The organism is Bacillus sp. 7884-1 (assembly GCF_002272245.1).
Classification (GTDB): Bacteria; Bacillota; Bacilli; order Bacillales; family Cytobacillaceae; genus Neobacillus.
This window is the reverse complement of record NZ_NPDD01000105.1, coordinates 1-13,594: the sequence shown is the minus strand read 5'-3', so window position 1 is coordinate 13,594 and position 13,594 is coordinate 1. Positions and strand designations below refer to the sequence as shown.

Below are 13,594 nucleotides of genomic sequence, written 5' to 3'. Positions count from 1 at the left end.
GGGGTCTTAAGGACAAATCGTCCGCGCTGCCGGAAGGTTTTGTCCTTCATCGGGAGTCTTAAGGACAAATTACACACGCCGCCAGAAGGATTAATCCTTCATCCGGGGTCTTAAGAACAATTGTACGCCACTAATATTGGTGCAATGTTAAAGTTATAAAATGGCTGTCGAGACTTTCTCGACAGCCTGGAACCATAAGGGACGCAAAGTCCCTTATGGTTTTTTTGTGTAATCTATGCCCACCACATTTGAGAAACAGACTCTTCTATTAAAATAGATTTCAAATTGGTCACGGCACGTTTAAACCCTTCATCTATAGACATGATTGGGTCCTCATGCTCGATGCTGACTACATAATCATATCCATACGTACGAAGCGCACTCATCATATCTGACCAATCTTTTAAACTATGTCCGCAGCCAACAGAACGGAAGGTCCATGCCCGCGTTCTTACTTCCCCGTAAGGCTGCATATCTGTTAGTCCATACATATTCACATTTTCTTGGTCAATGTATGTGTCTTTCGCATGAAAATGGTGAATGGCATTTTCTTTTGCTAAAATTTTGATAGCAGCCACAGGGTCAATTCCCTGCCACCATAAGTGGCTTGGATCTAAATTAGCGCCGATTGCGTCACATGTCTGCTCACGCAGTTTTAATAGGGTATATGGAGTGTGAACTAAAAATCCGCCATGAAGCTCCAGTCCAATTTTCACATTGTGTTCCTTCGCATACTGACCGACTTCTTTCCAGTAAGGAATTAATTTTTCCTCCCATTGCCACTTTAGTACATCGCCGTATTCATTTGGCCAAGGTGTCACTGGCCAATTTGGATATTTCGCCCCTTCATGGTCACCAGCTGTCCCAGAAAAACAATTCACAACTGGTACACCTAAAAGTGAGGCAAGTTTAATCGTTTTTAATAGAGTTTCATGAGAAGTTTTTGCAAACCCTTCTTCAGGTGATATTGGATTTCCATGACAACTAAATGCACTGATTGTCAATCCACGACTTTCCACTTGCTGAAGGTATAGATTACGAGCTTCTTCACTCTCTAGTAACCCTTTTAAATCACAATGGCTGTTTCCTGGATAACATCCTGTACCAATTTCAACTGCATGAAGGCCTGCTTCCTTGACAGTATCTAGCATTTCCTCAAATGACTTTTCTGCAAACAGTACCGTAAAAACTCCTAGTTTCATAATTTATTTCCCCCACTCTCATATATTTGATCAATAATCTGCGAAACTTGAAGTGCCTCTTCTGGTTTTACCACAAGCTCAGCCAATCCAAGGCATGCTTCAATAAAGTTCCTATCCTGCTGCAAACCAGGTTCTTCTTCACCAGGTAGCCATGCAGCTTCACTATTTAAAAGCATTCCGTTCTTTGTAGTATAAAGTTCGAACGGGAAGACATTTAATCCGCCGTCCACACCGGAAATGCTTAGGTGCTCAGCATCATTCTTTATATTGGCTGCCCAAGATGTTTCAAACAACATCGATGCACCACTTTCAAATTGTATATAGGCAGTCACATGATCATCGACATTAAAGGTTTCATGGTTAAACGAGCCCCATTGATTTACTTGATCAGGCATTTTACTTAACGTGTTATAGGCGGTGCCTGTCACCGTTGTATGTTTTGGATTCCCCATCAGCCATAGAGCTAAATCTAACAAATGACACCCATAATCAATCAAACTGCCACCGCCCTGCAGGTCTTTGTTGGTAAATACTCCCCACCCCGGAACTTTTCGGCGTCTCAATGCCTGTACCCTTATTACAAGCGGTGTACCTACGTCTTCCATGGCCTTCTTAGCAGCTTGCGCTTCCTTCATAAATCGGTAATGATACGCAATCGCGAGAACTTTATCTGCTTTTTTAGAAGCAGCGACCATCGCCTCGCCTTCTTCCGCAGATAACGCCATTGGCTTTTCACACAATACATGTACTCCCGCTTTTAGTGCTGCAATCGTAATTTCGGCGTGGAATTTATTTGGCGTGCAAATACATACGGCATCAACCACTGAAAAAAGATCATGATAATCCGAAAACACATGTGAAATTTTATATCTTTCTGCAGTTTCCTGCGCACGTTCGATATGAATATCACTTAAAGCAGTAATCTCACAAATATCCTGCAACTGGAGAAATGAAGGAATATGGCGGCCTAACGCAATACCACCAACTCCGACGATTCCAATACGAAGCTTTTTCATCTTACACTCTCACTCTTACAATCTGCTTCGTTTCATTGGACTCTAATGCTGCCAAAATAACCTCCAATGATTTCATGCCTTCTTCACCGGTGACAGGCACCTCATGATTCTGTATCAATGCATCAACAAATTGATCAATGACACGTGAATTATTTTGTCCTTCGGCATCATTGGACTGAATTTTACCAAGCTGATAATTCACTATTTCTCCGTTTGTATATTGAACGACAAGAGAATTTACAGGGTCATCCTCTAACCGAAGTATCGCTTTTTCTCCATAAATAATGGTTGAGTTATCTTCTTTGCTTGTATAAGCCCAGCTAGCAGCAAGAGTTCCAATAATTCCACTCTCGGTTTTTAATACACATACTGCATTATCATCAACCGTTGCGAATTCCTTTGCATTTGTTTCAACAAATGATCCTACTTCTGTAATTTCTTCGCCCAGCACATAGCGAAGTAAATCGGTCTTGTGTACACCTAAATCGCCCATAGCCCCAACAAATGCTTTTTCTTTTTCAAAGAACCAGCTATCTTTACCATCAACACTCCAGCCTTCTGGTCCTCCATGTCCGAATGCAGTACGGAAGCTATAAATCTTGCCGACTTCTCCACTTTGGATTAACTGACGTGCTCTTTGGTGTGATGGTACAAATCGCTGATTATGAGCAATCATTAACTTCTTACCATTAGTTTTTGCTGCTGCAATCATCTCTTCTGCTTCTTCTTTTGAAGTGGCCATTGGTTTTTCACAAAGGACATGAAGTCCAGCGTTTAAAGCAGCAATCGTAATGGGAGCATGAAGATAATTTGGTGTACAGACGCTAACTGCCTCTACCAAACCGCTGCTGACTAACTCTTCATAGCTTGTAAAAGCTTTAGCCCCATATTTTTCAGCAGTCGCTTGGGCACGTTCCTCATTGATATCACAAACAGCAACCAATTCAACATTTTTATTCGATTTATATTCCGGCAAATGGCGATGCATGGCAATACTGCCGCAGCCAATCACGCCGACTCTTAATTTTTTCATTTTAATCCCTCCAATTTTTGCTTTAAATAATTGATACTAATTTCAATACTTTCAAATGGTGTTAGGCGACTTACATCCTGCTCAATAATCCACCACTGTACACCAGCTTTTTCACCATTATGTAGGATGGATTCAAGATCCACCCCGCCTGTGCCGAGCTCTGCAAAAAATCCTTCTTCATCCAAGGTCATATCTTTTAAATGGATAAGCGGAATTCGGTTTTGATAGCGTTCCATCCAATCAACCGGCTTTTCTCCTGCTTTTGTCAGCCAATAAACATCCAATTCTGCTTTTACATGTTTAGAACTTGTATTGTCATAAATGGCTTCAAGTGCCATTCTTCCGTCTGATAACTTATCCAATTCAAAATCGTGGTTATGGTAGCAAAGAGTAATCCCTTCATTCGAGCAGATTTCACCTGCATGGTCTAAAAATTGAATGAGGGCTTTATAATCTGCCTCCGTTCGAGAATTAGGCATTAGATAGGGACAGACAACATAATGACAACCTAATGTTTTTAAATCTTCAATAACCTGATACAAATTATTCTCTAATTCTAGTAGCGGGATATGACATGCAACAGCTTGAAGACCAAGTTCGTCAATCAATACCTTGACCTCTTGAACAGGTAATCCTCCATAACCTGCAAATTCAACACCATCAAAACCAAGTTCAGCCACTTTCTTTAATGTCCCGGCAAAATCTTGTTCACTTTCTGCTCGCAACGTATACATCTGTACTGCAATTGGAATGTTTGCCACCTTTACCCCTCCCTTTCAAATTAACATTACTAATTTGATACCATAATAATTCCTTTCTCTATAAATAAACATAGATGATATAATTAAAACATCTACTATATTGCTATTTTTCTCTTTTTTATTGGGGGGTTATGATGACCAACATATTATTTTGCGGCTATTCTTATCATACAAATGGATACCACTCTCAACATAGATCTGGATACCCCTCTTATTTGTTACGTCTTCAGACAGAAGGTATCTGTGAAGTAGTGGTAAAGGGAAAGAAAATGAACCTTGAAAAAGGAGATCTTCTGTTAATCCAACCCGGGGATCACTATGAACTGCTCGTCAAAGAGGGGCAAATCAGCGGGGATTATCACCTTGTTTGTGAAGGAGATTGGGTGAATGAATGGTGGGAACGAAATAAAAAACAAAATGTTTCCCGAATCCATATCGATGAAAAATTACTGTCTCTATGGCGCCAAATCATGATGGAAAAACGTCGTCCAGCTGCCAATCAAGACGAAGAACTTACCAGCTATTTGTTTAGAGCGCTCTGTTTATTTTTAGAACGGGCTGTTCACGAGACAGCACCTTCCTTCAACCGACCCTATTCGGTAACACGAATGATGCGTTACATTGAAGAACACGCAACTCAAGCATTTAAATTAGACGATGTTGCACAGCATGCTGGACTTAGCATTTCCCGTTCCGTTCATCTCTTCAAAAGTACCGTTGGAAAAACGATTATCGAATATGCTCTCGAAATTCGGTTAGCTTCTGCTGTTGAGCAAATGAAATACACATCCATGTCACTAGAGCAAATTGCCGAGGACTGCGGCTTTGGGAGCTATCCTTATTTCCATAGGGTATTTCATAAAAAGTATGGTGTAGCACCCGGCATCTATAGACGCATGGAATTGGAATAGAATTTAATAATCCTTATTACAATACCGCGAAAAAGACGATTTCAAAATTTGAAATCGTCCTAGTTTTATTTATGCTATTAAATTCGATATACTCTCGCCTCATATGGTTGTAAGCTTAGAGTCCCTGCTTGCTCTTTGACATCATAATTACTCAAAATCAGATTGTGAGGATCTACGTTTATATCTTTCACTTTAGCAGGCTTTACAGAAAGGTTTGCTATTACCAGCACCTTATCCTGGTTTAACATTCTAGTGTATGCATAAACCTGCGGATCTTCCGCCAATAATAAATCATAGGTGCCATAAGTGAACACTTCATTAGCTTTTTTTAACTGAATCATTTTTTTGTAGAAATTCAGTATCGATGTCTCATCTTTTTTCTGGAATTCAACATTAATACTTTTATAATTGGGGTTAACTTTTATCCATGGACTACCCGTAGAGAATCCAGCATTTACTTCATCTGACCACTGCATAGGAGTCCGAGAATTATCTCGGCCAGAAGACCAAATTACTTCCATAATTTCTTCATGGGATGCTCCTTCTGCTTTCTTCAAACGGTACATATTCTTTGCGGAAACATCATTATAATCATCAATAGAGTCAAATTGGACATTTGTCATGCCAATTTCTTGTCCTTGATAAATGAAAGGTGTACCCTGCATCAAGAAATAGATAGCAGCAAAAGCGGTTGCACTTTCGCGCCAGTATTCCTTGTCATTGCCCCAAGTGGAGACCACACGAGCTTTATCATGATTTTCAATGAAAAGGGCATTCCAGCCTTTACCTTCAAGCCCCTTCTGCCAGCGGGATAAAACATCTTTCAGTTCAATGATATTAAGTTCTTTTTTCACTTCAGCATCCCAAAGATTAAGGTGCTCAAATTGAAAAACCATATTGAATTTCCCGTGTTTTTCTCCAACCCACTGATCAACATCAGCCGCATCGTCAACCGTTACTCCATTCGCTTCGCCTACCGTCATGATGTCATACTTAGAAAAAGTCTCTTCCTTTAACTCTTCTAAAAACGTATGAATACCCTCAACATTCATCATTTTATCAAAACAAGAAACATATTTTAATCCTTTAGGATTTGGCATGTCCTCTAGGCCAGCTTCTTTTTTGATATGACTGATAGCATCGACACGGAATCCATCGATTCCTTTATCAAGCCACCAATTCACCATATCATAAAGTGATTGTCGAACCTCTTTATTCTCCCAGTTAAGGTCGGGCTGCTTTTTCGAAAAAATATGCAAAAAGTATTGGTCGGTTTCTTCATCATACTCCCATGCAGAACCGCCAAAAATACTCTCCCAATTATTCGGCTCTTTCCCATCTTTCCCGTCTCTCCAAATATACCAGTCCCGCTTTGGACTTTCCTTTGACGAACGAGATTCAATAAACCATTGATGCTCATCGCTTGTATGATTGATCACTAAATCTAGTATCAGCTTCATGCCGCGTTGGTGCGTTTCATGTAATAGCTGGTCAAAATCAGCCATGGTCCCGAATTCGTTCATTATCTCTTGATAATCACTAATGTCATATCCATTATCATCATTTGGTGATTGATACATTGGACTAATCCAAATCACATCAATCCCTAATTCTTGCAGATAGTCTAACTTAGAAATAATCCCTTGAATATCACCTATTCCATCCCCGTTAGAATCCATAAAGCTGCGGGGATAAACTTGATAGGCAACTGCTTCTTTCCACCATATTTTTTTCATGTTAATTCCTTTCCAATCCTCTTTGAGGATTTGGCTTTGTGCACGATGAACGTTCAATTATTCGATGAGAAATGATTAAGCGTTTAGTAGGTTCATTGCTATTTTCCACCATAACAATTAAGTTTTTCGATGCCTGATAGCCAAGATCAAATATATTGATATCCACTGAGGTTAATGGCGGTCTTGCCAATTCTGCAAGCAGCACATTATTAAAGCTAACAATAGATACGTCATCTGGTACATTAATTCCGAGTTCATCCAGTTTATTGAGAACACCTAAAGCCATAAAATCATCTGCTACAACAAGGGCTGTAGGCGGGTGGTCAAGGGCCATTAATTCACGGACAGCCCCTTGACCACCTTCTCTTAGAAACTCTTCATGAATCATATATTCGTTGCTAATGGTAAGACCGGCATTTTTCAAAGCTTGTTGATATCCCGAAATACGATCGACCGTTACCATAAGCTCTTTACTTCCGCCGATAAAACCAATTTTCTCGTGTCCATAGCTTATTAAATACTCCGTCGCATCTTTCGCTGCACGGACATTATCATTATCAACATGAGTTATTTCTTCCATATCCAGATAAGGCTTTCCGATTAGAACAAAAGGAAACCTCTGCTCTTTTAGATAAGATATAACTCGATCATCAACATTAGAATAAAGAAGTATCACTCCATCTACTCTTTTACCTTGCACCATTTGAATCACAGCATCAAGAACTTCCTGCTCTGATTTACCTGTTGACATTTGCAAGGCATAATTTTTCTCTTGTGCCCCTTCGCTGATTCCCTGTAATACTGTAGGGAAAAAAGGATTTTGAAATCCAACATCCTTCGAACTCGGCATGACAAGACCTAACACCTGAGTGGATTGGCTTGCTAGATTTCTCGCATTAAAATTGGGATGGTACCCAAGCTGCTCCATCGCTTTTTTTACTCTTTGTTTTGTTTCTTCACTAATTCTCGGACTGTCAGCTATCACTCTTGAAACCGTTGATGGAGCAACGTTAGCGAGTGCTGCAACATCCTTAATCGTAACTGCCATTTCCTGCGCCCCTCTCAAAGGGTGTTTTAAATTAATTATAAAGGCGAGGATTAGTATTTTCTACCTCAGTACTTTAACCTTTTGTTCCTCCTGCAGTTAATCCAGACACGAAGAAGCGTTGGAAAGATAAGAATAGTATCGCTATTGGAACAGCAATCAATACAGCACCCGCTGCAAAAGTAGTAAATTCAGCACCAAATTGTTTTGCTACTAGATCGTAGAGACCAACAGCAAGTGTATAATTTTTTTCTGTCCTAAGTAAAATACTTGCGACAATGAAATCCGCAAAAGGTGCAATGAAAGAGAAAAGAGCTACTACCGCAAGAATAGGTGTTGCAAGCGGCATGACAATTTGAAAGAAGATTCGTAAATGTCCTGCTCCATCAATCTTTGCTGACTCATCGAGTTCCTTTGGAATGGTGTCTAAGTAACCTTTCATTAACCAGGTGTTCATCGGTATTTGCCCGCCGACATATACAAGGATTAGACCTAAATGAGTATCGATTAAATGAGTTAGAGTAGCTAAAATGTAAATGGCAATGAGCGCAGCAAAGTTTGGAATCATTTGTAAAATCAAAAATGTCATCAAGCCATTTTTACGTCCAACGAATCGATATCGTGAGAATGAATATGCTGTAAAGCTTACTAAGATAACCGTAAATAGCATGGTTAAAATACTAACCTTTAAAGAATTAATATACCAAAATACATAATTACTTTTACTCGTATCAAATAACTCTTTATAGTGGGCTAATGTCGCATTCTTAGGAATGATATTTGATCCCGATAAACTTTGACCCGGGTTAAAAGATGAACCGATAATCCATGCGAGTGGATATAGGATGATAACAAACATGATTAAGACAACGAGATACGTAAGGGTGAGTCTAACAAAATTTTGTTTTTTCATATTACATCATATCCTCTTCTTGGAATGATTTTGTTCTTTTAAACTGCCAGATGGCAACTGTTATAACAATAATCGATAACAGCATGGTTAACGTCGCTGCCTTCGAGTATTGTGCTGAAGTCATTGTCAGGCGGTAAATCCAAGAAATTAAGATATCTGTTCCGCCGGCGTTTTGGCCAGTAATCGCAGGTCCTCCGCCATTAAATAAGTAAATGATATTAAAGTTATTAAAATTAAACGTATATTGTGTAATTAAAACAGGTGCGATTGCATATAGTACGAGCGGCAATGTGATATTTTTAAACTTTTGGAAATTGGATGCACCATCAACAGTAGCGGCTTCATAAAGATCCTGTGAAATAGACTGCAGGACACCTGTTGTCATTGCGAAAATGAATGGGAAGCCAAGCCATGTTTGCATAAGTATTAGAGCTATTCTTGTGAATATTGGCTCTGTCATCCATGGGAAACCTTCTATACCGAAGAACCCTAGAATGTCTCTGTTAATCGCACCAAATGATTCATTGAACATTCCTGCGAAAACAAGAATAGAAACGAATGCCGGTACGGCCCAAGGAAGAATAAAGACGGTACGGATAATTGCTTTTCCTTTCAAATCCTTTTGATTAACGATAATTGCTAGGAATATCCCCAATGCTACTTGGAAGGTAGTAGCAACGAAGGTCCAAACCAACGTCCATGATAAAACAGAGAAGAAGGTTTGACGCCACATATCAACCTTAAAGATATCAACAAAGTTTTTAAATAATACCCAATCTACTAATTTCGCTGGAGGAGAATGATAAAGATCGTAGTTCGTGAATGCTAGAAATAACACGAATAGAATTGGAAAAACAACAACAAACACCAGCAATAAAAATCCAGGAGACATGATTAAATAAGGAAAACCATTATCAATAAGATTTCTATATTGTTCCTTTACTGTACTAATAGGTTCATGATTATCGCGATTTAACCCAACCTTATAAGCGTCGCGCAGGTTAAACAAATAAAACCCAATTCCAAAGACTAAAACAATAAGGGCTAGAATTCCGTAGACTAATAAGAAAATAGAATGGTCTGTAAATGGTATTTCTCCCAATGTAACTAATCCCCATAATCCTATGTTTAATAAATCATAAAAAACATAGAAAAAAGCGGCACTCATGATGAGAAAGGAGGCTCCCTTTAAAAACTGTTTGTTATAAAGCTGACCTAACCCAGGGATTACGGAAAGAATCAACGCTTTCTTACGGTGACTGGTTGCATAGGATAAATCTTTAGACATCCTAAACTCCCCTTTCTAATGTCATTTTATAAGCTTCAATGCTTGATCAAGGAAAAGAGTTGTTTTTCCTTCATAAAGCAGCAAAACTATCATAATTGGTCGACAGTACCCCAAACTCTCTGAGGTACTGCCGAACTATTAATCTATTACTTTGTAGAAGCAATATTTGCTTTAATTTGTTCAACTGCAGAATCAAGAGCTGCTTTAGGTTCTGTTTTACCAGTTACAACTGTTTGAAGTGATTTTGCCATAGGATCCCAAACTTGGCCCATTTCTGGAATGTTTGGCATTGGAAGAGCATATTGAGATTGTTCAGCAACCGCTTTTGCTCCTTCATTTTCCGTAATCGCAGGATCATCAACCAATGCTGTATTTGTTGGAACCTCAGCTGTTTGTTCGAAGCGATATTTAGCATTTTCATCATTTGTAATAAACTCTAAGAATTTTGAAGCCCATTCTTGGTTTTTAGAGTAAGCTGATACATGCCATCCTTTAACACCCATGAATGTTTTTACATGGTCGCCGTTTGGAAGAGTTGGAAGAGCTGCAACACCGATATTAATACCAGCATCTTTGTATGGCTGGAATGACCATGGTCCGTTCATAACAGCAGCAACTTTACCCTCTGTGAAAAGACCATCCATTGCAGATCCGCCATTTTCACCGATGATACCATTAGGGAATAATCCTTCTGAGTACCATTTTTGGATATATTCAGTACCTTCAACAGCACCTTTGTTATTTAAGCCGATGTCAGCAGGATCAAGCGTTCCACCGTTATTATTGAAAACATATCCTCCCATACCGCCGATGATGCCATAAGCGAAATAGAAGTTATCCCATAGTCCTAAGAAACCGAATTTTCCATCTTTCGTGAAATCTTTAGAGAAAGTGTAAAGCTCGTCCATTGTCTTTGGAGCTTCTGTCATTAAATCTTTATTGTAAACAAATACTGGTGTTTCAGAGGATTTTGGAAGTCCGTAAATTTTACCATCATACGTTTGTGCATCAATAGATGATTGAGAGAATTTATCGGTAACTTCTTTATCTAATTTAAGTTCAGCAAGAAGCCCTTCTGTTACCACTTGACCAATTTGATCGTGAGGTAATGTTACGATATCTGGGCCAGTCCCTGCTGGGCCGTCAAGACGAAGCTGATCGCGCATTTTTGTAGCCATTTCAACTTCTTTATACTCAATTTTAATTCCATATTCTTTTTCGAAATCAGCCGCTACCTTTTCTAGCCAGCCTGATTTATCTTTATCTTCCCAAACTACTAGTTTTTCTGGTTTTGCTGTTTCTTCCTTTTTCCCAGTGTCATTAGTGCTTTCTGTATCTCTTTTTGGACCGCAAGCAGAAAGTACACCTAACACTAAAACAACCATCATGAAAATCGAAAGTGCTTTTTTCATTTTTTCTCCTCCTGTATTTTGAATAGGAATCATTCACATTGCACAAGCATTAGTCAGCGCTTTCATTTGCGAAAACGTTTGCGCAACATATTTTCATTATAAGCCCATTTTTTTATTTTACAACTACTTTTTTAAAAAAAGCAGACAATACTATTAATTCACTTACTATATTAAAGAAAAAACAACCCTTAAAACATATAGTATTGACAAGGATTTTCGGGTACATTAACCTTTAATTATAAGAATTAATAAGGAGCTGGTTCCATTGTTCAAGGAAGCAATTTATCATCGACCTAAAGATAATTATGCATACGTTTGCACAGAAAATGAAGTACATATTACCATCCGCACAAAAAAGAATGACCTTCAAAAGGTCACTCTCGTCCATGGAGATCCCTATGAATGGAAGGATAAAGAGTGGCAAACATCAACTACTCCTATGCGGAAAAGTGGTTCTGACCAATTATTTGATTATTGGTTTGCAGCTATTTACCCTCCGTTTAGACGACTTCGCTATGGATTTATTTTAGATGATGGTATTGAAACTGTATGTTTTACTGAGAAGGGTTTTTATTCTGAACCGCCATTAGATGATACTGCATACTATTTCTGTTTTCCTTATATGAACAGTGCAGATATCTTCAACGCACCTTCTTGGGTAAAGGATACTGTCTGGTATCAGATATTCCCTGAACGGTTTGCAAATGGAAATAAGAATCATGACCCTGAAGGTGTACTAGCTTGGGGCAGTGAAGAGCCGTCACCCTCGAATTTTTTCGGAGGTGATTTAGAAGGAGTAATTCAAAATATCCCTTACTTAAAAGAACTAGGTATTACAGGGATATACTTTACCCCTATATTCAAAGCATACTCCAATCATAAATACGATACGATTGACTACATGGAGATTGATCCACAGTTCGGAACAAAGGAAACCTTTAAGGAATTAGTGAATGCTTGTCATCAAAATGGAATTAAAATAATGCTGGATGCTGTATTCAACCATAGTGGGTTTTACTTCCCACCTTTTCAAGATGTCTTGGAAAAGGGAGAAAAATCGTTATTTAAGGATTGGTTTCATATCGATGAGTTCCCGGTTATGACAAAACCACAAGCTAATTATGATACTTTTGCCTTTACCCCCTTTATGCCAAAACTGAATACGGAGAACCCAGAAGTAAAGGAATATTTACTAGAGGTTGGGCGTTATTGGGTAAGAGAGTTTGATATTGACGGCTGGAGGCTCGATGTGGCAAATGAAGTAGACCACGCCTTTTGGAGAGAATTCCGAAAAGAGGTAAAGGCTATCAAGCCTGACCTATATATATTAGGGGAAATATGGCATGACTCTATGCCTTGGCTTAGGGGAGACCAATTCGATGCAGTCATGAATTATCCTTTCACAACGAATATTCTTAAACTGCTTGCAAAGCAAAGCATTACCGCGAAAGAATTTGTTGAGAGCATGACTGGTGTGATTCATATGTACACTAGAAATATTAACGAAGTGGCATTTAATCTCGTAGGCAGTCATGATACTCCTAGAATCTTAACGGAATGCGAGGAGGATATGGACAGGGTTAAGCAGGTGTTTACTTTGTTGTTAACCTTTATCGGAACTCCTTGTATTTATTATGGGGATGAAATAGGAATGAGCGGAACTCAGGATCCGGGCTGCCGAAAATGTATGGAATGGGAGAAAGAGAAGCAGAATGCTGATTTATTTAACCATATCCAAAAGCTGATACAACTGAGAATGATGCATCCTTTACTTAGGAATGCTGGGGAACTTTCCTTTATTGACCCGGAACACCACGACAAATGTCTGGCCTATATGAAATCGAATGATGATAAATCCATAATTGTTATTCTCAACACTAGCAGCAATTCGGTAGAATATCCTCTACCATATAGGCTTAATGAAAAAACGGTTAAAAATCTTTGGACTGGTCAAGTAATTGAGCTTTCAAATGATATTGTCCAGTTACAGAGCAATGGGTTTGCAATCTTAGAATTTTAGTCAAAACAAAAGGGCGCCTTCTAGGCAGCCCTTTTGTTTTGACTTTTCGCTGTTTTCGAACAGCATTATCTTAGAATATTTCAAAAAGCGGCTGATTCGGACTCGGTTGCCATCGGAATCACCAAATTATGTCTGAATATGGCCAGGAAGATTCGTTTGTAATCTAAGGTATTGGGGACAAATCTCACATGCCGCCACATAGATTAGTCCTTTATCCAGGGGCTTGCGGACAAATCTCTCGTGTCGCCAGATAGATT

Annotated in this window: 11 protein-coding genes; 2 read left to right on the top strand and 9 right to left on the bottom strand. The window is 39.0% G+C overall.

Translation table 11 applies throughout. The annotated features are described in order from the left end of the window. Positions 1 to 233: 233 nt before the first annotated feature. Genes CHI06_RS13390 through CHI06_RS13375 form a run of 4 tightly spaced genes read right to left on the bottom strand, consistent with a single transcriptional unit; the run spans position 234 to position 4,012 of the window. Complete coding sequence (locus CHI06_RS13390) at positions 234 to 1,202, bottom strand: sugar phosphate isomerase/epimerase family protein (protein WP_095249057.1); 969 nt, start codon at positions 1,200 to 1,202, stop codon at positions 234 to 236. Continuing rightward, on the bottom strand, positions 1,199 to 2,218 hold the full coding sequence (locus CHI06_RS13385) for a Gfo/Idh/MocA family protein (RefSeq protein WP_095249056.1): 1,020 nt from the start codon (positions 2,216 to 2,218) through the stop codon (positions 1,199 to 1,201). Before CHI06_RS13385 ends, CHI06_RS13390 begins: the two co-directional genes overlap by 4 nt. Position 2,219: 1 nt before the next feature. Continuing rightward, positions 2,220 to 3,251 carry a Gfo/Idh/MocA family protein gene (locus CHI06_RS13380; RefSeq protein ID WP_095249055.1) on the bottom strand — a complete coding sequence of 344 codons (1,032 nt, stop codon included), beginning with the start codon at positions 3,249 to 3,251 and terminating at the stop codon, positions 2,220 to 2,222. After that, positions 3,248 to 4,012, bottom strand: a complete 765-nt coding sequence (locus CHI06_RS13375; RefSeq protein WP_095249054.1) for a sugar phosphate isomerase/epimerase family protein — start codon at positions 4,010 to 4,012, stop codon at positions 3,248 to 3,250. The genes CHI06_RS13380 and CHI06_RS13375 overlap by 4 nt, the downstream gene beginning before the upstream one ends. A gap of 131 nt (positions 4,013 to 4,143) precedes the next feature. On the opposite strand from CHI06_RS13375, the gene CHI06_RS13370 reads away from it, so the two are divergent. Then, a complete protein-coding gene (locus CHI06_RS13370; RefSeq protein WP_095249053.1) occupies positions 4,144 to 4,923 on the top strand; it encodes an AraC family transcriptional regulator in 780 nt (259 codons plus the stop codon). Between the two features lie 77 nt (positions 4,924 to 5,000). Here the strand turns inward: CHI06_RS13370 and CHI06_RS13365 are convergent, their stop codons facing one another. The 5 genes from CHI06_RS13365 to CHI06_RS13345 all read right to left on the bottom strand — a co-directional run bounded on the left by CHI06_RS13365 (position 5,001) and on the right by CHI06_RS13345 (position 11,317). Further along, complete coding sequence (locus tag CHI06_RS13365; RefSeq protein ID WP_095249052.1) at positions 5,001 to 6,659, bottom strand: glycoside hydrolase family 13 protein; 1,659 nt, start codon at positions 6,657 to 6,659, stop codon at positions 5,001 to 5,003. 1 nt (position 6,660) lies between these two features. After that, complete coding sequence (locus tag CHI06_RS13360; RefSeq protein WP_095249051.1) at positions 6,661 to 7,707, bottom strand: LacI family DNA-binding transcriptional regulator; 1,047 nt, start codon at positions 7,705 to 7,707, stop codon at positions 6,661 to 6,663. A gap of 73 nt (positions 7,708 to 7,780) precedes the next feature. Continuing rightward, positions 7,781 to 8,617, bottom strand: coding sequence for a sugar ABC transporter permease (locus CHI06_RS13355; RefSeq protein ID WP_095249050.1), 837 nt, complete (start codon positions 8,615 to 8,617; stop codon positions 7,781 to 7,783). A 1-nt stretch (position 8,618) separates the two neighbouring features. After that, positions 8,619 to 9,905, bottom strand: coding sequence for a sugar ABC transporter permease (locus tag CHI06_RS13350; RefSeq protein ID WP_095249049.1), 1,287 nt, complete (start codon positions 9,903 to 9,905; stop codon positions 8,619 to 8,621). 146 nt (positions 9,906 to 10,051) lie between these two features. Continuing rightward, a complete protein-coding gene (locus tag CHI06_RS13345) occupies positions 10,052 to 11,317 on the bottom strand; it encodes an extracellular solute-binding protein (RefSeq protein WP_095249048.1) in 1,266 nt (421 codons plus the stop codon). 265 nt (positions 11,318 to 11,582) lie between these two features. Between CHI06_RS13345 and CHI06_RS13340 the strand changes: the two genes are divergently transcribed. Next, positions 11,583 to 13,337, top strand: coding sequence for an alpha-glycosidase (locus CHI06_RS13340; protein ID WP_095249047.1), 1,755 nt, complete (start codon positions 11,583 to 11,585; stop codon positions 13,335 to 13,337). Positions 13,338 to 13,594 lie beyond the last annotated feature (257 nt).